25 protein-coding genes are annotated in these 25504 nt (G+C 73.3%); 8 read left to right on the top strand and 17 right to left on the bottom strand.

The features are described from left to right. Nucleotides 1-6 precede the first annotated feature (6 nt). The 3 genes from Q2K19_RS21550 (at nt 7) to Q2K19_RS21540 (ending at nt 1679) form a co-directional block, all read left to right on the top strand. Entirely contained in the window at nt 7-708 is a 702-nt protein-coding gene (locus Q2K19_RS21550) for a VOC family protein (RefSeq protein WP_302763225.1), read from the top strand. A gap of 216 nt (nt 709-924) precedes the next feature. After that, nucleotides 925-1356 carry a RusA family crossover junction endodeoxyribonuclease gene (locus tag Q2K19_RS21545; protein ID WP_302763224.1) on the top strand — a complete coding sequence of 144 codons (432 nt, stop codon included), beginning with the start codon at nt 925-927 and terminating at the stop codon, nt 1354-1356. A gap of 47 nt (nt 1357-1403) precedes the next feature. Then, nucleotides 1404-1679: a hypothetical protein gene (locus tag Q2K19_RS21540; protein WP_302763223.1), complete on the top strand. Its 276-nt coding sequence runs from the start codon at nt 1404-1406 to the stop codon at nt 1677-1679. Between the two features lie 86 nt (nt 1680-1765). Here Q2K19_RS21540 and Q2K19_RS21535 read toward each other — a convergent pair whose 3' ends face one another. The 6 genes from Q2K19_RS21535 to Q2K19_RS21510 form a co-directional block, all read right to left on the bottom strand. Continuing rightward, nucleotides 1766-2458: an AMIN-like domain-containing (lipo)protein gene (locus Q2K19_RS21535; RefSeq protein WP_302763222.1), complete on the bottom strand. Its 693-nt coding sequence runs from the start codon at nt 2456-2458 to the stop codon at nt 1766-1768. Nucleotides 2459-2510: 52 nt separating this feature from the next. Continuing rightward, nucleotides 2511-3443 (bottom strand): rhomboid family intramembrane serine protease, encoded by a 933-nt coding sequence (locus tag Q2K19_RS21530; protein ID WP_302763220.1) that lies wholly within the window; start codon nt 3441-3443, stop codon nt 2511-2513. 89 nt (nt 3444-3532) lie between these two features. Beyond that, nucleotides 3533-4171: a L,D-transpeptidase family protein gene (locus Q2K19_RS21525; RefSeq protein ID WP_302763219.1), complete on the bottom strand. Its 639-nt coding sequence runs from the start codon at nt 4169-4171 to the stop codon at nt 3533-3535. Nucleotides 4172-4563: 392 nt separating this feature from the next. Continuing rightward, nucleotides 4564-5355 carry a DUF4184 family protein gene (locus Q2K19_RS21520; protein ID WP_302763218.1) on the bottom strand — a complete coding sequence of 264 codons (792 nt, stop codon included), beginning with the start codon at nt 5353-5355 and terminating at the stop codon, nt 4564-4566. Nucleotides 5356-5377: 22 nt separating this feature from the next. After that, nucleotides 5378-6076, bottom strand: a complete 699-nt coding sequence (locus Q2K19_RS21515; protein WP_302763217.1) for an HAD family hydrolase — start codon at nt 6074-6076, stop codon at nt 5378-5380. 75 nt (nt 6077-6151) lie between these two features. Then, complete coding sequence (locus Q2K19_RS21510) at nt 6152-8854, bottom strand: MGH1-like glycoside hydrolase domain-containing protein (protein ID WP_302763216.1); 2703 nt, start codon at nt 8852-8854, stop codon at nt 6152-6154. Nucleotides 8855-8896: 42 nt separating this feature from the next. Here Q2K19_RS21510 and Q2K19_RS21505 point away from each other — a divergent pair, with 42 nt between their 5' ends. The 4 genes from Q2K19_RS21505 (at nt 8897) to Q2K19_RS21490 (ending at nt 14121) form a co-directional block, all read left to right on the top strand. Beyond that, nucleotides 8897-10840, top strand: coding sequence for an amylo-alpha-1,6-glucosidase (locus tag Q2K19_RS21505; RefSeq protein ID WP_302763215.1), 1944 nt, complete (start codon nt 8897-8899; stop codon nt 10838-10840). A gap of 129 nt (nt 10841-10969) precedes the next feature. After that, a complete protein-coding gene (locus Q2K19_RS21500) occupies nt 10970-12295 on the top strand; it encodes a glycosyltransferase family 4 protein (protein ID WP_302763214.1) in 1326 nt (441 codons plus the stop codon). Between the two features lie 117 nt (nt 12296-12412). Then, nucleotides 12413-13222 carry a metal-dependent hydrolase gene (locus Q2K19_RS21495; protein ID WP_302763213.1) on the top strand — a complete coding sequence of 270 codons (810 nt, stop codon included), beginning with the start codon at nt 12413-12415 and terminating at the stop codon, nt 13220-13222. Beyond that, on the top strand, nt 13219-14121 hold the full coding sequence (locus Q2K19_RS21490) for an amidohydrolase family protein (protein ID WP_302763211.1): 903 nt from the start codon (nt 13219-13221) through the stop codon (nt 14119-14121). Before Q2K19_RS21495 ends, Q2K19_RS21490 begins: the two co-directional genes overlap by 4 nt. Before the next feature lie 9 nt (nt 14122-14130). On the opposite strand, the gene Q2K19_RS21485 is transcribed toward Q2K19_RS21490, so the two are convergent. The 9 genes from Q2K19_RS21485 to Q2K19_RS21445 all read right to left on the bottom strand — a co-directional run bounded on the left by Q2K19_RS21485 (nt 14131) and on the right by Q2K19_RS21445 (nt 23317). After that, the gene (locus Q2K19_RS21485; protein WP_302763210.1) at nt 14131-15198 is read right to left on the bottom strand and encodes a phosphotransferase; all 1068 of its coding nucleotides are present in this window, start codon (nt 15196-15198) and stop codon (nt 14131-14133) included. A 148-nt stretch (nt 15199-15346) separates the two neighbouring features. Further along, nucleotides 15347-15679, bottom strand: coding sequence for a TfoX/Sxy family protein (locus Q2K19_RS21480; protein ID WP_302763209.1), 333 nt, complete (start codon nt 15677-15679; stop codon nt 15347-15349). A gap of 84 nt (nt 15680-15763) precedes the next feature. Further along, nucleotides 15764-16357: a nucleotidyltransferase family protein gene (locus tag Q2K19_RS21475; protein WP_302763208.1), complete on the bottom strand. Its 594-nt coding sequence runs from the start codon at nt 16355-16357 to the stop codon at nt 15764-15766. A gap of 143 nt (nt 16358-16500) precedes the next feature. After that, nucleotides 16501-18174 carry a bifunctional 3'-5' exonuclease/DNA polymerase gene (locus Q2K19_RS21470; RefSeq protein WP_446839621.1) on the bottom strand — a complete coding sequence of 558 codons (1674 nt, stop codon included), beginning with the start codon at nt 18172-18174 and terminating at the stop codon, nt 16501-16503. A gap of 64 nt (nt 18175-18238) precedes the next feature. Beyond that, nucleotides 18239-19042: a carbohydrate ABC transporter permease gene (locus Q2K19_RS21465; RefSeq protein WP_302772689.1), complete on the bottom strand. Its 804-nt coding sequence runs from the start codon at nt 19040-19042 to the stop codon at nt 18239-18241. Between the two features lie 163 nt (nt 19043-19205). Next, nucleotides 19206-20147, bottom strand: coding sequence for a carbohydrate ABC transporter permease (locus Q2K19_RS21460; RefSeq protein WP_302763205.1), 942 nt, complete (start codon nt 20145-20147; stop codon nt 19206-19208). A gap of 23 nt (nt 20148-20170) precedes the next feature. Beyond that, entirely contained in the window at nt 20171-21583 is a 1413-nt protein-coding gene (gene ngcE / locus Q2K19_RS21455) for an N-acetylglucosamine/diacetylchitobiose ABC transporter substrate-binding protein (protein WP_302763204.1), read from the bottom strand. Between the two features lie 25 nt (nt 21584-21608). Then, nucleotides 21609-22358 (bottom strand): SIS domain-containing protein, encoded by a 750-nt coding sequence (locus Q2K19_RS21450; protein ID WP_302763203.1) that lies wholly within the window; start codon nt 22356-22358, stop codon nt 21609-21611. Continuing rightward, nucleotides 22355-23317 carry a MurR/RpiR family transcriptional regulator gene (locus tag Q2K19_RS21445; protein ID WP_302763201.1) on the bottom strand — a complete coding sequence of 321 codons (963 nt, stop codon included), beginning with the start codon at nt 23315-23317 and terminating at the stop codon, nt 22355-22357. The genes Q2K19_RS21450 and Q2K19_RS21445 overlap by 4 nt, the downstream gene beginning before the upstream one ends. 198 nt (nt 23318-23515) lie before the next feature. On the opposite strand from Q2K19_RS21445, the gene Q2K19_RS21440 reads away from it, so the two are divergent. Further along, nucleotides 23516-24505 (top strand): N-acetylglucosamine kinase, encoded by a 990-nt coding sequence (locus Q2K19_RS21440; protein WP_302763200.1) that lies wholly within the window; start codon nt 23516-23518, stop codon nt 24503-24505. A gap of 259 nt (nt 24506-24764) precedes the next feature. Here Q2K19_RS21440 and Q2K19_RS21435 read toward each other — a convergent pair whose 3' ends face one another. Both Q2K19_RS21435 and Q2K19_RS21430 read right to left on the bottom strand, forming a co-directional pair. Next, on the bottom strand, nt 24765-25196 hold the full coding sequence (locus tag Q2K19_RS21435; RefSeq protein WP_302763199.1) for an SRPBCC family protein: 432 nt from the start codon (nt 25194-25196) through the stop codon (nt 24765-24767). Then, nucleotides 25189-25503 (bottom strand): ArsR/SmtB family transcription factor, encoded by a 315-nt coding sequence (locus Q2K19_RS21430; RefSeq protein WP_302763197.1) that lies wholly within the window; start codon nt 25501-25503, stop codon nt 25189-25191. The genes Q2K19_RS21435 and Q2K19_RS21430 overlap by 8 nt, the downstream gene beginning before the upstream one ends. Between the last annotated feature and the right edge of the window lies 1 nt (nt 25504).

The raw sequence follows: 25504 nt of genomic DNA, 5'->3' as shown, positions 1-25504 counted from the left end.
GGACGGATGATCGCCCGCTTCAAGGACCTCTGCATGGACGCTGCCGACGCCCACCGGCTCGGGGAGTTCTGGGCCGGCATCCTCAACGGGGAGTTGGTCGACACCGGGGGCGGCGACACCCGGGTCGACCCCCGCGCGGCCGCCTCCAGGGCCGAGTCGATCTGGGTCAACACGGTGCCCGAGCCGCGGGCCGGGAAGACCCGCGTGCACCTGGACCTGCGGCTGGCCGAGCCGGAGCCGACCGGGCTGCTGGCCGCCGGCGCGCGGCTGGTCCGGGAGCCGGACGCGGAGATCAGCTGGTGGGTGCTGGCCGATCCGGAGGGCAACCAGTTCTGCGCCTTCCGGCCCCGCCCGGGCGCCCGGCCCGGGGTGTTCGAGCTGGTGGTGGAGAGCGCCGACCCGCTGGCCCAGGCAACCTGGTGGGCCGGGGTGGTCGGCGGTCGGGTGGAGACCACGGCGGAGGACGCCGCCGCGGTGGTGGGCGCCGACGGATTTCCGTGGGACCGCTGGGTCTTCGATCCGACGCCGGAGCGCAAGCGGGTGAAGAACCGGGTGCACTGGGACGTCGACCTGGCCGGCCGGGACGGCACCGCGTTGGTCGCCGCCGGCGCCACCCTGCTGACCGAACCGACCGAGGCGAGCCCGTGGTGGGTGCTGGCCGACCCCGAGGGGAACGAGTTCTGCGCGTTCCCGCCGCGTGACCGGTGAGCTGCCGCGACGCGCGTCGTCTCAGTCCGTGGACGGGGAGACTACCCAGCGTGCGCCCGGTGCACTAGCGTTCGACTAGCTCCGCAGCCAGCGCGTCGCCGTCGACGTCGATACGCCTCCGGCCGACCCCAGCCCGCCCGATCGGTTGGTTCTCGCGCGAACGTCCTTCTGCGGTCCCACCGGTTGGGCAGGATCAGCCCAACGAGGAGGTGCCGCGTGCAGGAAACCCGCGCTCTCGCCCTGACGTTCGAGGTGAGCGGCCTGCCCCCGGTCAAGACCGAGGCCCTGTCCATCTTCGCCGCCGGGCACCGGCAGGCGACGAGGGTCCGTGCCCTGCTCCAGGCCGCCTGCACGGCGGCCCAGCGCACCGGCTGGACCCCGCTCGCCGGGCCGATCGAGGTGGACCTGACCCTGCGCTGCCCGCCCGGGCACCGCACCTCCGACGCCAGCACGCTGCTGGGCGGGGTCTGCGCGGTGCTCCAGGACAAGAAGCGGGTGGCGAACATCGGCCTGGCCCACCTCGGGGTGCTGGTCGACGTCGCCCTCTACGAGGACGACCGGCAGATCCGCCGGCTGTCGTACGTCGAGGAGCCGGCCGAGGACTTCTCGTACCAGGTCCGGGTGGCCGCAGTACCACACGTGGTTTGACCGACGGCCGCGGTGGGGTACCGCGGACGCCGACGAAGGGAGCGCCGATGTCAGAGCCACATGTCACGCTCGATCCGAGCGGGCTCGATCCGGTGCAGCAGAAGCTGCGCGGCCCGCTGGAGGATCAGCTGACCTCGGCCCTGCAGGCGGCCACCGACCGGGTCCGCGCCAGCTACGCGGGTGAGCCGGTCGAGGAGGTCTGCCGTCGGCTGCTCGACGAGACCCGCGCCGGCCTGCACCCGGACATCGCCGCCGGCTTCAACCCCGACATGGAGGAGTTCTGCCGGGTGGCCGTGGCGATCGTCCGCGGCGAGGTCGCCTGAGACACGCGTCATTCGACCGCGTCGGCCGTCGGGCCGGCGCGGTCGGTCCGCGCGGCCGCCGGCGGCGCCAGCTGCCCGCTCCCCCGTCAGCTCCGCCGCACGTCGACCGAGACGACGTGGGTGCCGTCCGGGCGGGTCGACTCGCTCAGCCGCACCGGCAGCCGCGCCCCGCCGCCGCGCACCCCCAGGCCGAAGCTGAGGTATCCCTCGAAGTCCCCGGCGGGCGCCCAGCCGCGCAGGGTCGGGTAGCCGATGGCCCGGAGCGGCGCCTGCGCCGTGCTCCGGCCGCTGCTGTCGTGTCCCTGGGCCGGGTCGAAGCGCACCGCGAGGAAGGCGTCGCCGGGCAGGTCGACCGGCTCGCCGCCGCCGTCGGACTCCACCCGGGAGACGTAACCGACCTGGTAGGACGGAGTGGGGCCGCGGAACGCGAAGCTGATCCGGCTGAACCCCTCCGCCGGGTGGTCCCCGACCTGGATCTGCACCAGCACCGGCAGCGGCTCACCCGGTGCGGGGGTGACCGGCACCAGCACGCGGTGCGCGACGCGGGCCGGGACGGCAGGCACCGCCCACCCGTACGTCACCCGCCCGTCCCCGGCGGCCGGCGGTGCGCCGGTGGTGGCCGGCGCGGTGGGCGGGGCCGCCGGGGTGGCGGCGGCGGACGTGGTGGCGCCGGGCGCCGTCGTGGGTGCCGGGGCCGCGCCGTCGTGGTTGGTCGCCGTGCAGCCCGCCGCGAGCAGCACGGCCAGGCTCGCGAGCAGTGGTACGCGCCGAGGTGTCATGACCCAGGGTCACCCCGCCGGGTGCGCCCGCGCCAGAGCCGAATGTCTCCGGTCAGCCGGCGAGGTCGAGCGACTTCAGCACCACCAGCCCGACGAGCAGCACCGCCAGGGCGACGGCCACCGCCGCCTGCACGAGGGTCCGCCGCTTCGCCGGCGCGTACGCCATGCCGACGGCCGCCGCCCCGCCGACCAGCAGGCCGCCCAGGTGCCCCTCCCACGACGTCCACCCCGCGGAGAGCACCATCCAGATCAGGAACGGGATGATCAGCCGGTTGGCGTCGATCGGATGGTGGTGCAGGCGTCGGGTGAGGACGAAGTAGCAGCCGGCCAGCCCGTACACCGCGCCGGAGGCGCCCACGGCGGCCTGGTGCGGGTCGACGAGGAAGCCCAGGACCGACCCGCCGAGCGCGGCGAGCAGGTAGACCGCCAGGAAGCGCACCCCGCCCAGCCGCTCCTCGACGACCCGGCCGAGCAGCCAGAGCCAGTAGAGGTTGAAGGCGATGTGCAGGATGCCGAGGACGCCCTCGGTCGGCAGCAGGTGCAGGAAGGCCGCGGTGAGCAGGCGGTACCACTCGCCGTGGGCGATCCCGATCAGCTGGTATCCCGGATGCGGGCCGCCGTCGTCGACGTACCGCTGGCCGCCGTCGTCGACCAGCCCGGTACCGAGGCTGTCGAACTGGTCGAGGATCGCCGGATGGACCAGCTCGACCAGGTAGACCAGCACGACGAGCGCGATCAGCAGGTAGGTCACCAGCGGCCGGCCGGCCACCCGGCCGCCGAAGACGGTACGCGCCTGGCGGACGCTCCGGTTGTCCTCGCGGACGCACTCCGGGCAGCGGTGCCCGACCGGGGCCTCCCGCATGCAGTCGGGGCAGATGTTGCGGTCGCAGCGGGTGCAACGCAGCAGCGTCTCCCGCCGGGGATGCCGGTAGCAGGTGCTGCTCGCCTCCTCGGCGGGCGGCTGACCGGTGCGGATGGTGTCCATGTCGGGCGCAGTCCTGAATCTCTTCGGGGGCGGGTCGGGGCGGGGAGGGCCCCGGGGTGGACGGTCGGGTCGGCCGCCCGGGGATCGGATCAGTAGCGGTCGAGGTGCGCCGCCGGGGAAAGGACGATGTGCGGCGACGCCGCGGGGTCGAGCCAGGTGAGCACGTCGACCAGATCTGCGTGGGACAGGCCCACGCACCCGGCGGTGGCGTTGCCGCCGGCACGGCTGAACTCGTGCAGGAAGATGCCGCTGCCGGCGTTCGGCACCGGGGCCGCGACGGTCGGCGGCATGTTGTAGGTGATCACCGCGAAGTGCGTGTACGCCGGTTCCTCCCGCCAGAGCGCCTCGCTGTGTCCGCCGGGATGGGTGTCCGACCGCTGGAAGCTGTTGTAGTGCGGGGAGTCGGGGTTCGCGTTCCACCAGTCGTCGGCGGCGACCCGCTGGTAGGGGTAACGGACGCCCGGGTCGGCCGCGATGCCGTAGATCGTCGGGCCGAAGGCGTAGACGCCGGTGGGGGTGGTGGGCACGCCTTCGACGTGCTGGTCGCTGAACCCGTCGCCGCCGATCCGGGCCGGCAGCGGCGGAAGGGCCGGGTGCCACCCGTCGCCGGACCGCGCGTAGGTCTCCAGGGTGGCGTGGGTGGTGCGGTAGCCGTCCCCGCTGACGATGACGACCTGCCGCGCGTCGGGCGGGAGGGTGGTCAGCTGGGCGGCCCTCGTCGGCTTCACGCGGAGGATCCTCGCACGTCACCCGGGGTTCGCACCGCCCCGCCCGAGGTGATCCTGCCGGTGTGGTGGCGGGGGTGCCGGACGGGTCAGGACCGGGTCCGCAACTCCCCGGTCCTGACCCCCAGCCGTCCGGTGTGGTAGCGGAATTCGCCGTCGCGAGCGCGGCGGGCGTGGCACGCCGCCCACGCCGGGCTCAACACGGCGAGCCGGCCCGCATGCACTCAGCTCCACGGTGCCCAACTACCGGACTTCGGCGCGTCCCCGACTCACCCCGAAGAGCCGTGAACGCGGGCTCAGGTTAGGCATCCCCGCGCAGGCCGAACAAGATTTTCCGCGGCCGCGAGAGTGTGATTGATACCAACGTTGAAATGCGGCATGTCGGCGTAACAGGGTCAGCCGGACTGACGCTGTTTGTCCTCGAGGCGATCAGTCCGTCCGGCGTCCCGTCGGGCCGGGGTCAGCCCGCCGGCCGCCGCCGCCCCGGCGATCAGCGCGAGCGCCGACAGGTGCAGCAGACGCACCCCGGCCGGCGCCGGCACGACGGCGGCGGGCAGGCCCGACAGCACCAGACTCCCCAGCGCGGTGACCGACAGCGCCACCGCCCAGAAGACGGCCGGGCGGGCCGGCGGCGCGGGCGGTCGTACGCCGTCAAAGATCTCCCGACGGCGCGCGCCCCACACCGCCAGGGCGACCACCACGGCGGCCCCGCCCAGGGTGCCGAGCACGTCCGCGAACTGCCACCAGTACAGGCCGGTCGCGGCGTGGAAGTCGGCGATGCCCAGCAGGCGCGGCCAGCGCTCGGTGTGGGTGACCCGGTCCCACGCCACGTGGCTGAACGCGCCGATGAGCGCCGAGCAGACGGTGACCTGCCAGGGGTGCCGCACGCCGCCCAGCGCAGCGTGGTCCCGCCAGCCGAAGAGGCGCTCGCCGGGCAGGTGCACCGCGATGCCGGCGATCACCCGACGAACGATCCAGGCGTACGCGAGCGCCACCGGCAGGCACCACCAGAGCAGGCCCCCGAGGGTGTGGGTGCGCAGGCCGAGGTCGAAGCGGGTGCCGGTGAACAGGTAGCCCACGTCGGGCGCGACCGCGCCGGTGGCCAGCGCGACCCCGTCGAACCAGTGCGGCCGCCACAGCTTCAACGGCAGCACCGGGGCGAGGTGCGAGGGGAAGGTCAGCGGCACAAACCGGACCCTACCGCCGCGGTCAGAAGTGCTGGACCAGGTCCGGGAAGGCCGCCAGCCGGATCACCCCGACGTCGGACGGGTCGAGCTCGTCGTGCTCCAGCACCCAGGTGTTCTCGTTCGGGATGAACACCGCGTTCATGCCGGCGGCCCGGGCGGGCAGGATGTCCGAGCGCGGGGAGTTGCCGACCATCCAGGCGGCGGCCGGGTCGAAGGCGTGCTCGCGGGCCAGCCAGCGGTAGGTCGCCACGTCCTTCTCCCGCACGATGTGCGCGGCGCGGAAGTGGTGCAGCAGCCCGCAGGCGTCCAGCTTGCGCTGCTGTTCCTCCTGGTCGCCCTTGGTGAGCAGCAGCAGCTCGTGCCGGGTGGCCAGATCGTCGAGGGTCTCCGCGACGCCCGGCATCAGCTCCACCTGGTGGCCGACCAGCGCCGCGGCCAGCTCCTCGAGCTCGGCACGTTCCCGCACGGTGGCCGGGCGCTCGCGCAGCTTCTCCAGGCACTCGCCGAGGCTGCGCAGGAAGACCTTGCTGCCGTAGCCGTGGGCGACCGCGTTGGCCCGCTCGATGTCGTCCAGCACGGCCCGGATCTCCGCCCGGTCCAGGGTCGGATGGTCCAGCCAGGCGAGGAAGTCGTCGATCACCCGCTCGAAGAGGACGTTGTTCTCCCAGAGCGTGTCGTCGGCGTCGAAGACGAGCACCTTCGCCTCCCGGAGCTCTGCCATCGCGTACTCCTCCCGTTGGTGGACCGGGACACGGTACTGCCTCCGCCCCGCCGCGGCCGCCGGGTTTCCCGCCGGTCAGCGGCGCAGGGTGAGGATGAGGTCGGCGATCAGCGCCGTCCAGCCGGTCTGGTGCCACGCCCCCAGCCCGGCGCCGTTGTCGCCGTGGAAGTACTCCGGGAAGGCGATCAGGTCCCGCCAGTCGGGGTGGGTCTGGAACAGCTGGCAGGCGCCGTAGATCGGCCGCCGACCCCAGCCGTCCCGGGTGAACAGGGCGATCAACCGGGCGGAGAGGTCGTCGGCGATCTCGTCCAGGCTCCGCTTCACCCCGGACCGGGTCGGGTACTCCACCTGGAGGTCGTCGCCGAAGAAGGCGGCGTAGTCGCGAAGCGCGCTGATCAGCAGGAAGTTGGTCGGCATCCAGATCGGGCCGCGCCAGTTGGAGTTGCCGCCGAACAGGCCACTGGTCGACTCGGCCGGCTCGTAGCCCACGCTGAACTCCTGGCCGCCGAGGGTCACCGTGAACGGCTTGTCCAGGTGGGCGCGCGAGAGCGTGCGCAGGCCGTACTCGGAGAGGAACTCGTCGGTGTCCAGCATCCGGGCGAGCAGCCGGACCATCTGCTCCGGGCCCACCATGGACAGCAGCCGCTGCTGCCGCCCGTCGGGGCCGAGCCGGCGGGCGCCGATCACGTCGGCGAACTCGGGGCGGTTGGTGAGGAACCAGCGCAGCCGGGCACCCAGCTCGGGCAGGTGGCGCAGGGTACGCCCGGTGAGGCGGGTGACCGCCGCCAGCGGCAGCAGGCCCACCACCGAACGGACCTTCAGCGGCACCTGGCTGCCGTCGGCCAGCCGCAGCACGTCGTAGAAGAACGCGTCCTCGTCGTCCCAGAGCCCCTGGTCGTACGCGGCGGCGGCGATGTACGCGAAGTGCTCGAAGAACTTGGTGGCGGTGTCCACGTACGCCCGGTCGTGCTCGGCCAGCACGATGGCCATGTCGAGCAGGTTCAGCGCGTACATGGCCATCCAGCCGGTGCCGTCGGACTGCTCCAGCACCCCGGCCACCGGCAGGGCGGCCGACCGGTCGAACGGGCCGACGTTGTCCAGCCCGAGGAAGCCGCCCTCGAAGACGTTGTTGCCGCCGGTGTCCTTGCGGTTGACCCACCAGGTGAAGTTGAGCAGCAGCTTGTGCATCACCCGGGCGAGGAACTCGTGGTCGCGGCAGCCGTCGATCTCGAAGACCTTCAGCGCCGCCCAGGCGTGCACCGGCGGGTTGACGTCCCCGAACGCCCACTCGTACGCCGGGATCTGCCCGTTGGGGTGCAGGTACCACTCGCGGAGCAGGAGCAGCAGCTGGTCCTTGGCGAAGCCGGGGTCGACCCGGGCCAGGGTGACGCAGTGGAAGGCCAGGTCCCAGGCGGCGTACCAGGGGTACTCCCAGGGGTCGGGCATGGAGATCACGTCGAAGCTGTTCATGTGCCACCAGGCGCTGTTGCGCCCGTGCCGCCGACCGGCGGGCGGCGGCGTCGAGCCCGGGTCGCCCTCCAGCCACCGCTTGACGTCGAAGTGGTAGAACTGCTTGCCCCACATCAGCCCGGCGATCGCCTGGCGGGCGATGAGGGTCTCGTCGGCGGTCGCCTCGGCGGGGATGACTCCGGCGAAGAAGCGGTTGGCCTCGGCGCGCCGGGCCCAGATCACCGCGTCGAAGTCGTCGCCCAGGTCGGCCGGGGGTGGCGGGCCGCTCGCCGGGGGCGGGGCGGTGCGGGTCAGCCGGAGCCGGATCTGCCGCTGCCCGCCGGCCGGCACGTCCAGCACGTAGTGCAACGCGCCCTTGGTCCCCTCCCGGTCCGGGTTGACCGTGTCCGCGCCGGCCACCACGTGGTCGTTGATGCCGTCCTTCGGGTACGGCGAGCGCCCGGGCAGCCCCCAGAGCCGCTCGGCGTTGGTGTCGTTGTCGCAGAGCAGCGGGCTGGGCTCTCCGTCGCCCTCCAGCAGGACCTGGCCGAGCACCCAGTGCTCGCCGACCAGCCGGGACCCCTCGCCGACCAGCCTCGGCACCCGGTCCCCGCCGGGCAGCCCCCAGGCCCAGGTGTTGCGGAACCAGAGGGTGGGCAGCACGTGCAGGGTATCGTCCCGGTCCCCCCGGTTGGCGACGGTGACCAGGATGCACAGGTCGGTCGGGGACGCCTTGGCGTAGTCGACGGTCACCGCCCAGTACCGGTCGTCGTCGAAGATCCCGGTGTCGACCAGCTCGTACTCGGTGTCGTCCCGGCCACGCAGCGCGTTCACCGCGACCAGCTCGTCGTACGGGAAGGCGGCCTGCGGGTAGTGGTAGCGCCAGCGCATCCAGGAGTGGGTGGGGGTGGAGTCCTCGTACCACCAGTACTCCTTGACGTCCTCCCCGTGGTTGCCGCCGTCGCCGCCGAGGCCGAACATCCGCTCCTTGAGGATCGGATCCCGCCCGTTCCAGAGCGCCAGGGCGAAGCAGAAGGTCTGCCGGTCGTCGCAGACGCCGGCCATCCCGTCCTCGTTCCACCGGTAGGCTCGGGACCGCGCGTGATCGTGGGGGAAGTAGTCCCACGCCGTGCCGTGTTCGCTGTAGTCCTCCCGTACCGTCCCCCACGCCCGCTCGGACAGATAGGGACCCCATGCGCGCCAGTCCTGCTCCCCGGCGTCGGCCTGGGCGAGCCGGTGCCGCTCGGGGTCGGGGGTCGCGGAAATCGGGCGCTCGGTGATCACCTGCACATCTTCGACGCCGCCGGGGTACTCCACCACAGCGGCCATTGTCGCCGTGAGGCGGCGCACCTCGCCGGGGGTGGAGGAAAGTTGATCGACATTCGTTTCGGACCGCAGGTCTGCGGGGACCTGTCCGCCGGCGCCAGCAGGGAGTGGCTGGTGACCGACGGCCGGGGCGGCTACGCCATGGGCACGGTCAGCGGGCTGCGCACCCGCCGCTACCACGGGCTGCTCGTGGTGGCCGGGGACCGGCCGGCGTCCCGCCGGATGGGACTGGTCAGCCTGGACCCGGCGGTGACCCTCCCCTCCGGGGCGCGGGCCCGGCTCGGCGCGCACGAGTGGTCCTCCGGGGTGGTCGACCCGCGCGGCTTCGAGCTGCTGGAGCGCTTCGACCTGACCGACGGGGTGCCGCGCTGGCGGTGGCGGATCGGTGACGTGGTGATCGAGCGGGAGATCGCCATGGCGTACGGCCGGTCCTGCGTGGCGGTGGTTCACCGGCTGGTCGCCGGCGGCCCGGTCCGGTTGGACCTGGCGGCGGCCTGCACCTGGCGGGACGCGCACGGCGAGCGGCGGGCGGACGGGCCGACCCCGCGGCTGGACCCGGTGGCCGGCGGGGCGGTGGTCGAGGGCGCGTTCCGGCTGGCCGGGCCGGACTGGACGCCCGAGGGGCAGTGGTGGCAGGGCGTGCACCACCGGGAGGAGGCGGCGCGCGGCCTCAACCCCGACGAGGATCTCTGGTACGCGGGCCGCTTCTCCGGCGCGCTGGACGAGCCGGGCGCCACGCTGTCGGTGCTGGCCTGGGCGGACGACCTGACCGAGGAGCCGCCGCCGGCGACCGCGCTGATCGAGGCGGCCCGGCGGCGGCACCGGTCGGTGGTGGCCGCCGCCAAGCCGGACGACGCGGTGGAGGCGACCCTCGCCCTGGCGGCCGACGCGTTCGTGGTGCACACCGACACCGGGCCGGACGTGGTGGCCGGCTACCCGTGGTTCGGCGCCTGGTCGCGGGACACCATGATCTCGTACGAGGGGCTGTTCCTCGGCACCAACCGGGCCGACGAGGGGCGGGAGCTGCTGCGGGCGTACGCGGCGACGCTGTCCGGGGGGATGCTGGCGAACACCGCCGACACCGGGCGGGTGGAGTACAACACGGTCGACGCCACGCTCTGGTTCCTGCACGCGGTCAGCCGGCACGTCACGGCCACCGGGGACATCGACCTCGGTGCCGAGCTGCTGCCGGCGCTGCACGCCGTGGTGGAGGCGCACCTCGCCGGCACCCGGTACGGCATCGGCGTCGACCCGGCCGACGGGCTGCTCACCCAGGGCGGCCCACCCGACGTCGCGCTGACCTGGATGGACGCCCGGGTGTACGGGGTGCCGGTGACGCCGCGTACCGGCAAGCCGGTGGAGGTGAACGCGCTCTGGGTCAACGGGCTGGCCGGGCTGGCCGAGCTGACCGGGCTGGTCGGCCGGGACGCCAGCGCGCTGTGGGGGCTGCACACGAGGGCGACCGCCGCGTTCCGGGAGCGGTTCCCGGCGCCGGCGGGCTGGCTACACGACGTGGTGGACGCGCCGGCGCCGGCGTACCCGCTCGGCGGGGCGCCGCACCACGACGACGACCTGCTCCGCCCCAACCAGCTGCTCGCCTGGTCCCTGCCGTACGCCCCGCTGGAGCCGGACGAGGCGACGCTGCGCCGCATCACCGAGGGCCTGTTCACCCCGCTCGGGCCGCGCAGCCTCTCCCCCGACTCGCCCGGCTTCGTCGGCCGGCACCGGGGCGGGCCGGCCGAGCGGGACTCCGGCTACCACCAGGGCACGGTGTGGCCGTGGCTGACCGGGCCGTTCGTCGACGCGTACCGGCGGGCCGGGCTGCCGGCCGACGACCTGCTGGTGGGCCTGGAGGGGCACCTGACGGAGTTCGGCCTGGGCTCGGTGAGCGAGACGGCCGACGGCCTCCCGCCGCACGCCGCCACCGGCTGCCCCTTCCAGGCGTGGTCGGTGGCCGAGCTGCTGCGCGTGCGGCGCGCCCGCCGGTAACCCGTTACACACCGGCAACCAGCGTGTCTTCGCTGGTTATCGACCAGTCGGCAGGATGGGCGGCGACCCCTCGACGTGCCCGGCGCGGCGCGTCGCGCGGTGCGGGACGGACAACTCAAAGGGGGCCGCATGTCAGCTGACGCCGGAGTGATCGACATCCAGCCCGCCCGGCACCAGCGGGTGCTGATGCTCTCCTGGGAGTACCCGCCCGTGCTCGTCGGTGGACTCGGCCGCCACGTGCACGCCCTCTCCGTCGCGCTGGCCGCCGCCGGCCACGAGGTCACCGTCGTCACCCGCCACGCCGAGGGCGCGCCCCTGGAGGAGTACGCGGACGGCGTCCGGATCCTGCGGGCCGCCGAGGACCCGGTCCGCTTCCCGCTCGCCACCGACTCCCTGCTCGCCTGGACCATGGCGTTCAACCACGCTCTCACCCGGGTGGCCCTGCGGGCCGCCGGGTCCGGCGGCTACGACGTCATCCACGCCCACGACTGGCTGGTCGCGCACACCGCCGTCACCCTGGCCGAGCACCTCGAGCTACCCCTGGTGACCACGATCCACGCGACCGAGGCGGGGCGGCACCAGGGCTGGCTGCCCGAGGAGATGAACCGCACCATCCACGGCGTCGAGCACTGGCTGAGCAACGCCTCGGCCCGGGTGATCGCCTGCTCGGGCTACATGCGGGACCAGGTGGCGCGGCTGTTCGACGTACCGGCCGGGCGGATCGACGTGGTGCCCAACGGGGTGGACGACCGGGCCTGGCACGCCCGCCCCCGCGCGATCGCCGCCGCCCGGTCCCGCTTCGCCGGCAACGGCCCGCTGGTCGGGTACGCGGGCCGGCTGGTCTACGAGAAGGGCGTGCAGCACCTGGTGCACGCCGTGCCGTACCTGCGGGACCGGCACCCGGGGCTGCGCGTGGTGATCGCCGGGGACGGCCCGTACCGGGAGGAGCTGGTGGACCAGGCGGGGCGGCTGCACCTCGGGGAGACGCTGCGGTTCGCCGGTTTCCTGGACGCCACCCAGCTCCCGGCGGTGCTCGCCGCCACCGACGCCACCGTCGTCCCCAGCCTCTACGAGCCGTTCGGCATGATCGCGCTGGAGGCCGCCGCGGCCGGTGCCCCGCTCGCGGTGGCGAGCACCGGCGGGCTGGCCGAGATCGTCGAGCCCGGTGTCACCGGCGTCACCTTCCCGCACAGCGACCCCGACGCGCTGGCCGACGCGGTCGACCGGCTCCTCGGCGACGAGGTCTTCGCCCGCCGGGTGGCCCGCCGCGCCCGCACCATGGTCGCCCGGCGGTACGGCTGGACCACCGTCGCGGCCCGCACCGCCGGCAGCTACGCCACCGCCCGCCGTGAACACGGCGGTTTCCAGGCCCGCCGGGCCGCCGCGCTGCTGGCCGGGGACCGTTCCGCCATTGCCGTTCCGGACGGAAATCTGCTCACCGGGGCCGCGAGCTGAGCCCCGCGCCGCGCACGCCCCTCCCCAGTGGACCATCCGGGTGATGCCCCTGGACGCGACGGCTAACTACAGTGACGTAGTTTTGTCGATCAAGATCTCTGGGGAGGGCGAGTCGAGATGATGGGACCGTCCCATGCGCTGTCCGGCGCGGCGGTGTGGCTGACCGGCTCCTGGGCGTTGAACGAGTTCGCCGACTATCACCAGACGCCGCTGGCGCTGGCGGTGGGCACCGCGGTCTGCGCGGGCGGGGCGCTCTTCCCCGACCTCGACCTCTCCGGCAAGGTGACCCGCAACCAGGGCGGCGCCACGGTGGCCCGCACCTTCGGCGTGTTCAGCCTCTTCATCGCCGAGGTGATGGAGAAGATCTCGCTCGGGGTCTACTACGCCACCAAGCTGAGCAAGGATCCGCGCCGCAACAACGGGCACCGGACGCTGACCCACACCATCCCGTTCACCCTCCTGGTGGGCTGGGGCACCACCGCGCTCTGCGCCCACTTCGGCAAGTGGGCGGTGGTCGGCATCCTGTTCTTCATGATCGGGCTGGCGTTGCGGGGGCTCTTCGACGAGTGGGCCGAGCGGGCCGGCTGGGTGATCGTCACCCTCGCCTCGGCCGCCGCCGCCTGGTACACCTTCGCCAACCTCCCCGGCGACCGGGGCTATCCGCTGATCGGCACGGCCGTCGGCGTGGGCTGCTTCGTACACATCCTGGGCGACATGATCACCCGGGCCGGGGTGCCGATCCTCTGGCCCATCCCGATCAAGCGCCGGATGTGGACCATGGTCGGCCTGCCCAACAGCATCGCGCTGCGGACCGGCAGCAAGGCCGAGACGATCGTGCTGCGGGCCGCGCTGACCGTCCTCGCGGTACTCGCCGCGGTGGGGCTGGTCGCACCGTCGGTGCTGCAACGGTTCAACATCGAGGTATGAGCGACCTGCGTCAGGCACCGGCCGAGGACGACGCGGTGCCCGGATTCTGGCGGGAGCTGGGGCTGCCGGGCCTCGCCGACGTGCACACCCACTTCCTGCCGCCCCGGCTGCTGCGCAAGGTCTGGGCGTACTTCGACGCGGCCGGCCCGCTGGTCGGCACCGAGTGGCCGATCCGCTACCGGTGGGACGACGAGGCGCGGGTGGCGCACCTGCGCCGGCTGGGCGTGCGCGCGTTCACCGCGCTGGCGTACCCGCACCGGCCCGGGATGGCCGAGTCGCTCAACCGGTGGACGCTGGACTTCGCGGCGGCCACCCCCGGCTGCCTCCCGTCGGCCACCTTCTTCCCGGAGCCGGCGGCCGTCCGCTACGTCGACGAGGCGCTGGCCGCCGGGGCGCGGGTGTTCAAGGTGCACCTGCAGGTGGGGGGCTTCCTGCCGACCGACCCGGCGCTGGACGCGGTGTGGGGGCTGCTGGCCGACGCCGGCGTGCCGGTGGTGGTGCACGCCGGGCACGCCCCGGTGGGGACGGCTCACACCGGTCCGGCACCGTTCGCGGCGCTGCTCGCCCGGCACTCCGGCCTGACCGCCGTCGTGGCGCACCTGGGCGCGCCGGACTACGCCGCGTTCCTCGACCTGGCCGCGAAGTACGAGCGGGTCGGGCTGGACACCACGATGGCGTTCACCTCGTTCTTCGAGCGGCTCGAGCCGTTTCCCGCGGCGGAGCTGCCCCGGCTGCGCGAGCTGGGCCTGGCCGGCAAGGTGCTGCTCGGCAGCGACTTCCCGAACATCCCCTATCCGTACGCCGAACAGCTCGCCGGGCTGGCCCGGCTCGACCTGGGAGACGACTGGCTGCGCGCGGTCTGCTGGGGCAACGCCGCCGCGCTGTTCGACCTGGCCTGACCGACCGGGTCAGTCGACCGAGGTGGCCGCCCACCGGGCGAGGAGTTCCAGGACCGGGCGACGGCCGGCGAACATGGCGGCCTCGTCGCGTCGGTCGTAGGTCTGGCCGGTGGCACCGCCCGCCCGATGGAGCATCACGGGCGCGAGCCAGCAGTACTTAGCCGCCCCGGTGCGCCGTACCGCCCGGGCCACCAGCCCCGGGTCGACCGCGCCGCGCAGCCCGTCGATGTAGCCGTCGAGCACCGCGTCCGCCACGTCGGCCAGCAGCGCCACGTCCACCAGACCGTCGAAGAAGGTGTCCAGCACCAGGTTGGCCGCGTCCTCACCGATGGGCCCGGGGCCGACGAAAGACCAGTCCAGCAGCACCGGGCCGCCGTCGGTGAACACCAGGTTCGTCGGCCAGACGTCGTGGTGGCAGAGGGTACGGGGCAGCCGGTCGGTGGCCGCCAACACGGCCTGCCGCTGCTCCCAGAGCCGGCGGAGGTCGTCCCGCAGCGACGTCGGCCAGGCCGCGACGGCGACCGGATGGTCCCAGGGCACCCGGTCGGTCACCGGCCGGCTCAGCGTGTAGTCGCGCAACCAGTCCCGGGCCAGCCAGTCGTACCGGGACACGTCCAGGGCTCGGCGGGTGGCCGGTGCGGAGCCGGGGCCGGCGAGCCAGGTGGCCTGGGCGGCGCCGAGCCGATGGGCCAGGTCCGCGAGGTCCCGGACGGTGCAGGCGGTGCCTGGGCGGCCCACCACCTCGGTCAGCCAGAGCGCGACCGTCCCGTCCGGACGGTCGTCGATCGCCAGCGGGTCCGGGGCGACGAGACCGACGTCCGCGTAGCAGGTCATGGCCAGTCCGCTGCGGTACGCCTCCACCTCGCGCCGCCAGTAGTTCCAGTGCCCGGGGTCGGCACTCGCCGCCCAGTGGGCCGGGCCGACGCCGGCTCCCGGTGGTGCGATCAGCTTGAGCACCGCTCGCCGCCCAGCGCGGCGGGTCCGCCAGATTCCGCCGGTGACCCCGTTGAGCGGGTTGTGCGTCAGCGGACGTGCCGGCACCTCGGCGGGAACGAGGTCGGCCGGAGGGCGGGTCACCGGGTGAGCCTAGCGCCGCAGGGCCGGACGCAACGGTCCCGCGGGACTGCCGCGACGTGCGCTCGACCCGGATCGGTTCAGACTGCCACTGGGTCCCGCTTGGCCCGACCGGGAGCCGGGTCCGCCGGTTCGGTCCGGATCCGCCGCCCTACTTTGCCGGCAGGGTCCCGGCGTAGCCGACGCCGCGAGCGACCCACCGGGCCAGGTCGGCGTCCCGGGCGCAGGCCGAGGGATCCACCGTGATCCAGCCACGCATCGGCCGCCCACGCATCACCGTCGCCTGCGCGCCGGGTTCGGCCTCCGCCTGCTCGAACTCCGCCGGGTTCAGGCGGACCATCAGTCCGCCTGCGCCGCGGACGACCACCGCCATGTTGCCGTTCATCATCATCGCCAGGCCGCCGAACATGCGCTTCTCGGCGAATCCGGGCTCCGGCGCGAGCAGCTCCCGTACCCGGTTCGCGAGGTCCTCGTCATACGCCATCCCGACATCGTGGCACCCCGGGTGTCGCCGAACACGAACCGTGCCACGCGAACCGCCGCGTGGCGCAATGCTGGTGGATCCCGCTCAGGCGCCGACCCGCTGCTCAGGGATGCTGAGGCCGTAGAGCGCCATCAGTTCCGGGCTGTCGATCCGGCTGCCGTCGGCCACCGAGTCGCACGCGATGTCGACGATCTGGTCCTTGTGCGCCAGCAGGTACGGCCGGGCGCCGACGTCCGCGCTGGCCAGGGTGGCGATGCCGGACCAGTGCCGGCGGCCGAAGAGCATCGGGTAGCCGCGCAGCCCGTCGTAGGTGGCGCAGACCAGCACGTCCGGGTAGGGCAGGGCGGCCACCCGGCGGACCGCCGTGGCGGTGAGCCCGGGCATGTCCACGGGCACCACCACGACCGCCTCGATCCCGTCGTCGGTCAGCGCGGCGAGCCCCGCCCGGATCGAGGAGCCGACCCCGGTGCCCCATGCTCGGTTGACCACCACGGTGGCGCCGGTCAGGTCGGCCGTCTGGCGGACCTGGTCGGCCGCCGCGCCCAGGACGACCACGATCTGCTCGCAGCCGGCCACGCCCATCGTGTCGATCATCTGGCTCACCAGGGACTTCTCCCCCTGGTGCAGCAACGCCTCGGGTCCGCCGATCCGACGGCCCCCACCAGCGGCGATGATCATTCCTGCGATCCGGTTCAGCGGTGCCCCCTCGACCTGGGGGACGGACCGCGCGCAGCCGCGCCCGGTCCGTCCCGTCGTACGCACACCGGGCCCAACGAGCCGTTCCGGGAGCGGGTAGCGGGGCAAAAAGGAAAATTGTGCGACTATGCCGCGTCGGCGTAGCAGTCCACGACGGACAGGTCGAGCGGGAACCGGACCGGGGTGTCCCCGAACAGCAGCGCGGTGGCCCGGGCCCCGGAGGCGGCCACCGCCGCGGCGACGACCTCGGCCTGCTCCGCCGGGCAGTGCACGATCACCTCGTCGTGCTGGAAGAAGACCAGCTCGGCGCCGGTGCCGGCCAGCGCGGTCCGGAGCGTGGCCAGCAGCGTGGAGGCCCACTCGGCGGCCGTGGCCTGGATGACGAAGTTGCGGGTGAACCGGCCGCGCGAGCGGGCCGCCCGGGCGCGCGGGCTCTGCGGATCCGCCCCGGCGTCCACCACCGGCTCCTCTCCGTCGCCGAGGTCCACCGACCCCGGGGGGCAGGTGCGCCCCAGCCACGACCGGACCAGCCCGCCCGCCTCACCGGTGCGGGCAGCCGCCTCGACGTAGCCGAACGCAGTCGGGTAGTTCCGCTTGAGCACCGCCAGGGCGGGCACCGCCGCCCCACCGGTCTGCCCGTACATGGCGCCGAGCAGGGCCACCTTGGCCCGGGCCCGGTCACCGGCGAAGGCGTCCCGGGCCAGCGCGGCGTAGAGGTCCCCCGCGCCCCCGGCGGCGGCCAACCGCTCGTCGCCCGAGACCGCGGCGAGCACGCGGGGTTCGAGCTGCCCCGCGTCGGCGACCACCAGCGCCCAGCCGGGGTCGGCCACCACCGCCCGCCGGATCACCTTCGGGATCTGCAGCGCCCCGCCGCCCCGGGTCGCCCACCGGCCGGAGACCACGCCGCCGGGCACGTACTCCGGGTGGAAGCGGCCGCCGGAGACCCAGGCGTCCCGCCAGGCCCAGCCGTGCGCCGTCCAGATCCGGTAGAGCTCCTTGTATTCCAGGACCAGCGGCACCGCCGGGTGCTCCACCCCGCGCAGCACCCAGGCCCGGGTGTTGGGCAGCTCCACGCCGGCCCGGGCGAACGCCTTCAGCAGCTCCGCCGGGGAGTCGGCGTGCAGCTGGCGTACGCCGAACGCCGCGGCGATCCGGGCGGCCAGCTCGGCCAGCCGGCGGGGCGGCCCGCCAACCGGGGACGCCTCGCCGAGCAGCTCGGCGAGGATGGCGTCGTGCACGTCGGGCCGCCAGGGCAGGCCGGCCGCCGCCATCTCGGCGGCGACCAGGGCGCCCGCCGACTCGGCGGCCACCAGCAGCCGGAACCGGCCGGGGTGCTCGGTCGCCGCGATCCGGGCGAGCTGGTCCGCGTACACCCGGGTCAACGCCTCGATGCCCGGACCCGGCGGGCCGGCCGGCGCGTCGAAGAGCGCGCCCTGGCCGTGGCCGGGGGGCTCCGGCGGGCGGGGCGCCGGATCCGGCGGGACCGGCGCGCCGGTCAGCCGGGCCCAGGCCGCGGCGAGCGAGCGGGGCTCGCCCCAGCGGCCGGCGTGCCCGAGCAGCAGCGCCTCGGTGAGCTCCACGTCGTGGCAGCGGTCCAGCCGGACGCCGGCGCGCAGCAACGACGGGTAGAGCGCGGCGCCGGTGGCCCAGACCCAGCGGGGCCGCTCGGCGGCCTCCCGCGCGGCCACCGCGGCGGCGAGCTCGGCCACCGGCTCGGCGGGACCGGTGGGCCGACCGGCGGGGTCGAGGGGTTGCAGCACTCCCCCGCCCCGCTCGTCCGACACCACCGCCACCAGCACGGACGCGATTCTGCCTCGCCCCTCCGACACTCCCCCACCGCCCCGCGCCCTGGGCGACGGGGCGTTACTTGCCGACGCCGGCGGTGAGGCCGGACTGGACCTGGCGCTGGAAGACGATGTACACGATCAGCACGGGCAGCATCGCCATGGTGACGCCGGCGAACAGACCGGACCAGTCGGACTTGTAGCCCTGGTTCACCGACAGTTCGATGAGGCCCTGGGAGATCACCTGGTGCTTCGGCTCGCCGCTCACCGACTGCATGAGCAGGGTCGGCAGGTACCACTGGTTCCACTGGCCGAGCACGTTGAAGATGCCGATGCTGATCAGGCCCGGCTTGGCCATCGGCAGCATCACACTGAAGAAGGTCCGGGTGTGCGAGGCCCCGTCGACCATGGCCGCCTCGGCGATCGTGTCGGGCAGCGTCCGGAAGAACGAGTGCATGAAGAAGACCGTGAACGACAGCGACCAGGCGACGTAGACCAGGATCAGCATGACGTGCTTGTTCGGGCCGAGGAGCGGGAAGGTGACGCCCAGGTTGTAGACGCCCTTGAACAGCGGTACCGCGGCGAGGTAGATCGGCAGGGTCAGCCCGGAGAGGAACATGTAGTAGATCAGCCGGTTGCCGCGGAACTCGTAGCGCGCCAGGGCGTAGGCGGCCATCGAGCCGAGCAGCATGGTCAGCGTGACGCTGCCGGCCATCACCAGCACTGTGTTGAGGAAGAAGGACCCGAGGTGGCCGTCCGTCCAGGCGCGGGCGAAGTTGTTCCAGTGCAGCTGGCTCGGGATCAGCGAGAGCGGCTCGCGGATGACCTCCGAGTCGCTCTTGAGCGCCGACATCACGACCCACGCCAGCGGGTAGATCACCATGAGGGCCCAGATCACCAGGAACAGGTGGGAGAAGCCGTTGAAGATCCGGGCACCCACGCCGCCCCCGCGGGCCTCGGCCCGCCGTACGCGCGCCGGGCGTGCCGACGTGGCCTGGTCGGCCGAGCTGAGACCGTGCGTCGCCGTGCTCATCGTCGCGCCTCCTTCAGTACTCGATACGCTCACGACGGGTGATCCTCAGCTGCAGCGCGGCGAGCAGGATCGTGAAGATGGCCAGCGCGACACCCATCGCGCAGGCATAGCCGAACTGGCCCTTCTGGAACGCGGTGAAGTTGAGCACCGACGCGAAGATCTCGCTGGCGTGGTTCGGCCCGCCCTGGCTCGGCGTCATGACGAAGACCAGGGCGTACATGTCCAGCGCGATGAACCCCAGATAGACCCAGGCGACCGAGATGGTCTCCCGCAGCAGCGGCAGGGTGACCCGGAAGAAGGTGTGGAACCGGCCCGCGCCGTCGAGGATGGCCGCCTCGTAGATGTCCCTCGGGATCGACTGCATGGCGGCCGAGAAGAGCACCATGTAGAAGCCGGCGCCGCTCCACACCGCGATGAGCAGGAGCCACCACAGCACCGCGGGGATGCCGAGGAAGGGCTCCGGGTCGGCGGTGAAGGCGATCGGGTTCTGCGGGTCGACCAGCCCGATCTTGATGAGCAGACCGTTGATCAGGCCCTGCTCGTCGGTCCGGTAGATCTGCTGCCACATGACGGCGATGACCACCAGCGACAGCACCTGCGGAAAGAAGAAGATGACCTTGTAAAGGCCGGAGCCGAACACCCCGCGGATGCCGGCCCTGTCCTCGCGTCCGCCCACGTTGAGCAGGAACGCGAGGAACAGGGCCAGCGCGATGGTGACCAGCGGCACGGTGACCAGGAAGAACACGTTGTGCCAGAACGCCTTCCGGATCAGCTCGTCGGAGAGCAGCCGAACGTAGTTGTCCAGCCCGACGAAGTGCTGGGAATCCGAGTACCCGCCCCAGTCGGTCAGCGAGTACCCCGCCGCCTGCGCGAACGGCCACACCACGTAGAACAGGTACAGCGCGACGGGCAGGACCAGGAAGCCCGTGACGAAACGCGCGACTCCGTGCCGCATTGGACTCACTCTCTCGTTTCGGATCAGGCGGTGCGGGTCTGCTTCTTGATCGACGAGTCCTTGGCGACCTTGTCGGCGGCCGCCTGCATCTTGTCGACAAACTGCTGCGCGGTGAGCCGGCCCGCCATCAGCTCCTCGGACAGGTTCTGGCTCTCCTTGTCCAGATCCGCGTAGAAGTCCGGGAACTTGAACGAGACCAGGTCCGAGGACCCGCTCTTCATGAGCGCGTTCGCGGACGCCAGCGCGCTGTCCTGCACGTTGTCGCCGGAGCCCTTGGTGGAGGCCAGCGACTTGGTCAGCTCGGCGAACTTGGCCGAGCCGGCCTTGGACAGGATCGCCCGCAGGAACTCCTTCGCGGCCTCCTTGTTGGGGGCCTTGCTCGGCACCACGAAGCCCTCGCCGGAAGCGGCGAAAACGTCCTTCGCCGCCTTGTCGTCGGCGTTGCTCCAGTAGTCCGACAGGGTCAGCTCGAAGCCCGGCGGGATGGTGGCGGCCATCTCGTTCTTCAGCCAGGTGCCGACCTGGATGAAGGCCGCCTTGCCGTCGAGCCAGGCCTGCTGCGACTGGGTGTGGTCGAGCTTGCCGGGCAGGAGCAGCTTGTCCTTGACGAGCTTCTCCCACGGCTGCAGCGCCTTGAGGATGCCGTCGGCCTTCCAGGCGCCGTCCTTCAGGTTGTCGATGTCGATGACCGCCTGCTTGCCGGCGGACTTCCAGATGCTCGCCATGAGCGCCCAGCGGGGGTAATAGCCGTGGACCGCGTCGTGGACGTACGGCGCCATGCCCTTCGCCTTGATCTGCGGGGCGAGGGCGAAGAACTCGTCCCAGGTGGTCGGGGCCTGCCAGCCCTCCTTCTTGAACAGGGCCGCGTTGTACCAGTTGCCCCAGACCGTGTAGGCGACGTTCACCACGTAGAACTTGCCGTTCTGGGTGCCGTCGGAGACGGTGCCGGGCAGCAGCGAGTCGGCGACCGTGCCGTCGCTGTCCCAGGCGGGGGCGGTGAGCAGGTCGTCGAGCGGCTCGATCGCGCCCTCGTTGATCAGGGTGGCGCGGTCCATGCTGTCCGCACCCGAGTTCATGACCAGGTCGCTCGGCTGCGTCGCCATCTTCGGCTGCTCTTCGGTCTTGATCTTCTGGGTGGAAGACATGTTGACCGTGATGTTCGCGTGCTTGGCGTTGAAGACGACCTTGTCTTCCTTGGCCCACTGGTCGCCCAGGCCGCCGTTGAAGATGACCACCTTGACGGCGCTGCCGTCCTTCACGCCGAACGGGTTGTCCTTGCTCTTCGCCGCTCCGCTGTCGTTGGACTTGCTCGGCTCGCTGCCGGCGCAGGCGCTGAGCAGCCCCATGGCCGGGGTGGCGAGCAGGCCGGCCGCGGCGGCCCGCTGCAGCAGGATCCGGCGGCTGAGGTCGCCGGGCTTCTCGGGGGTAACCGACATCTCTGTCTCTCCTTGTGGTGTCGGGTCAGGCGGTCCGCCGGAGGCGCCCGGCGTACCGCGACTCGAGGGCGAGGTTGTGCTCGTCCCCACCGGGGACGTTGGCGGAGAGGTAGATAGGGGGTACCTCCCCGGCCAGGTGGAACCGTCGTACGACCTCGGCGGTCAGCAGCTGCGCCAGCAGCGCCGCGGTGACCGACGAGACCGCACAGACCGCGCCGCCGCCCTCGAGCGGCAGCAGTGCATCGCCGTACGGCGCGCCGTTGTCCAGCACGACGTCGGCGAGGTCGGCGAGCCGGTGCCCGGACGGGTGCCGCGGGGCGACCCGAGCGGTGTGCTCGACCGAGGTGACCACGATCAGCGGGTGACCGTGCTCCTTGACCAGCGTCGCCAGCTCGACCACCGAGCCGTTGATGCCGGACTGGGAGGCGACCACGAACACGTCCCGCGGCTGCGGGGTCGCGAGGGCCCAGAGCTGGTGCGCGACCGCGGGGTCGCGTTCCAGCTTGGGGTCGGCGAGCACGTCGCGGGGCGCGTCGCCGTGCAGCACGAGATCGTGCAGGGAGAGTCGGTTGCTAGGGACCAGGCCGCCGGCCCGGGCCACCAGCTCGGCGGCGAACGCCTCGGAGTGGCCGGCGCCGAAGGCCTGGAGCACGCCGCCGCCGCGCAGCGCGGCGGCGATCAGGTCGGCCGCCCGGTCGACCGCGTCGGCCTGGGTGTCGACCAGCCGGTCGAGCATCGGCCGGACGGCATCCGCGTACCGCTGGGCGCTGATCATGAGGTGGGCCCCTTCGCGTCCTTGTGCCCGTCGACGGCCTGGGCGGTACGCCGGAAGGCCGCGTGGGCGCGGTCGTGGGTGCGCTGCGCCACCGCGATGTAGAGCAGGTCGAGCACGACGAGCTGAGGGTGCCGGGCGGAGAGCGCGTCCGGCCGGAAGGTGGTGGCCTGGCTGGCGGTGACCAGCACGATGTCGGCCAGCTCGGCCAGGGGCGAGCGGGGAAAGCCGGTCAGCGCGATGGTGGTGGCGCCCCGGCTGCCCGCCTCGGCGAGCATCTCGATGGTCTCCCGGGTCTGGCCGGTGTGCGAGATGCCGAGCGCGACGTCGCCCGCGCCGAGCAGGGCGGCGCTGGCCAGCCCCTCGTGCACGTCGCTCCAGGCCCAGGCGGCCACCCCGATGCGGTGCAGGCTGAACTGCATCTCCTCGCCGACCAGCGCGCTGCCGCTGGCACCGAAGATGTTCACCCGGCTGGCCCCGGCGATGGCCACCGCGGCCCTCTCCACCTCGCCGAGGTCGAGCAGCGCGGCGGTGTCGTGCATGGCCCGGGTGTCGGCGGCCATGATCTGGTCGAGCACCCGGGACAGCGGGTCGCTGGGCTGGATCTCCCGCCCGATGTCGACGGTCCAGCCGGCCGAGCGCGCCCGGCCGGTCTCGGCCGCGATGCCGAGCCGCAGGTCCGCGTAGCCCTCGAAGCCCATCGCCCGGCAGAACCGGGTGATGGTCGCCGGCGAGGTGCCGCTGCGCTCGGCCAACTCCACGATGGTGGCCCGCGCCGCCGCCTCCGGGTCGCTGAGCACGTGCTCAGCGACCCGGCGCAGCGCGCCCGTCAGCTCCCCCGCGCCGGCCCGGACCCTGGCCAGCACCCCGTCGGAGGAGATCGCCACCGCGCCCGGCCGGTCGACCGCCTCGGCGTCGACCACCGCGGTCCCCGCGGTGGTGTTCACCTCGTGATCAACCATGGGTCGCCTTTCGGAAAAGAGTGTTAACTGTTAGTGGTAAAAGTTCTTACTGACGGCCCCTCCGTGTCAAGGCCGTGGGCGAAGTTTTCAAACTGTTACCTGGCGCACAGCCCACGGCGGGCCACCGGATCTTGCCTCGGGCAGCCGGGCCGACCAGCATGAAGGGCCACGAGGCGCGAGTGCAGGGAGGCCCAGCGGATGTCCGACACCGTCGTGGTCGGCCTCGACGTCGGGGGTACGTCCACCCGCGCGGCCGCCGTCCGCCTCGACGGCGTACGCCTCGGCACCGGCCGGGCCGGCGGCGGGAACCCGACCAGCCACGGCGCCGAGCGGGCGGCCGGCGAACTGCTGGCCGCGCTGCGCGCCGCGCTCGCCGACGTGGACCCGGCGAGGGTCCGGGCGGGCGTCATCGGGCTCGCCGGGGCCGGCCGGCTGCTCGCCGACCCGCAGGGCCGGGCCGCCTTCGACCGGGCCTGGTCGGACGCCGGGCTGCGCTGCCCGTACGCGGTGCACGGCGACGCCCTGGTCGCGTACGCCTCGGGCACCGCCGCGCCGGACGGCACCGTGCTCATCGCCGGCACCGGCGCGATCGCCGCCCAGGTACGCGACCTGCGGCTGGACCGCGTCGCGGACGGGCACGGCTGGCTGCTCGGCGACGCCGGCTCCGGGTTCTGGCTCGGCCGGGAGGCGGTCCGCCGGCTCCTGTCCGACCTGGACCGGGCGGCGCAGCCCGGCGAACTGGCCCGCCGGGTGCTCGCCGAACTGACCGGCTCGCCCGAGGTGGCGGCCCGGCCGCGGACGACCGCCGACACCCTGGTGCAGACGGTGACCCGGTGCCCACCCGTGGAGCTGGCCCGGCTGGCGCCGCTGGTGGTGACGGCGGCCCGGGAGGGCGAGCCGACCGCCCGGGCGCTCGTCGCGGAGGCGGCCGCGCTGCTCGCCGAGAGCGTGAGCCGGATCCGGCCGGCCGGCGCGACCGATCCGGTGGTGCTCGGCGGCGGGCTGCTCACCGGGGACACGCCGCTCGCCGAGGCGGTCCACGCCGAACTGGCCCGGCGGTGGCCGGACGCGCCGCTGCACCCGGCCGGGGACGGCGCCGCCGGCGCGGCCTGGCTCGCCGCCCGCGACCTCCCCGAGGTCACCGACCCGGCCGCCCTGCACTCGCTGCTGGTGCCGACGGCGGGCTGAGACACGCGAGGCATCGCCGACGACCGAGGCGTGGTCGCTGCGGGTCTCGCGCACGGGGCCGGGAACCGGGGCTCACACCCGGAACACGTCCCCGCAGCCGCTGTGGAGCTGATGTCGTCAACGACTCGCCGACCCCGGGACGTGGCCGGCCGCGGGCGTGGCGCACGGGCCGGGAACCGCCGCTGACGTCACCAACGACTCAGCTCGACAGCGAGCCCGAACCGGCACCGCCTCGGCGGGAGACCGGCCGGCCGAGCCGCTACCCCAGTTCGGCGAGCACCTGCTCGAGGCGGGGCCAGACGTGGCTGCGCCAACCGCCGTCGAGCAGGGTGAACGTGCGCCGCTGCACCGGGTCGTCCGGGTCGAAGCCGGAGTGTGCCAGGAAGAGCCGGGTGCCCCGCCCCTCCGGCACCAGCGACCAGGTGACCACCGTGTCCAGCCGGCCGCCCCGCCAGGCCCAGCTCAGCCGGCGTGGCTCGGCCAGTTCCAGCACCTCGCAGTGGACCAGCCCGTCGAAGCCCTGAGCCGGGCGCGGGGTGGTGCGGAAGGTGAACCGGTGCCCCGGGACCGGCCGGAAGTCGTTCGGCATGAGCCAGCGGGCCAACAGATCAGAATCGGTCAGAGCGCGCCACACCTTGGCCGGCGGGTGGGCCAGGAACTGGTCCACCTCGATGGTGGTCCGCTCAGTCATCGGGCAGACCGTCCAGCACCTCGCGCAGGTCGGCCAGGCGGGCCCGCCAGAACCGCTCGTACGGGCCGAGCCAGTCGGCGATCTCCCGCAGCGGCTCGGGCCGCAGCGCGTAGAACCGCTGCCGGCCGATCGGCTGTTCGGTCACCAGCCCGGCGTCCTTGAGCACCCGGAGGTGCTCCGACAGGCTGGGCCGGCGCATGTCGAAGTGGTCGGCGAGCTGCTGCACCGGCTGCTCGCCGCGCTCGAGGAGCAGCCGGAGCAGCTCCCGCCGGGTGGGGTTGGCCAGCGCGGCGAAGACGTCCGCCACG

The organism is Micromonospora sp. NBRC 110009 (assembly GCF_030518795.1).
GTDB lineage: Bacteria > Actinomycetota > Actinomycetes > Mycobacteriales > Micromonosporaceae > Micromonospora.
Note: the sequence above shows the minus strand (reverse complement) of the source record. Positions and strands in the feature narration are given on the sequence as shown.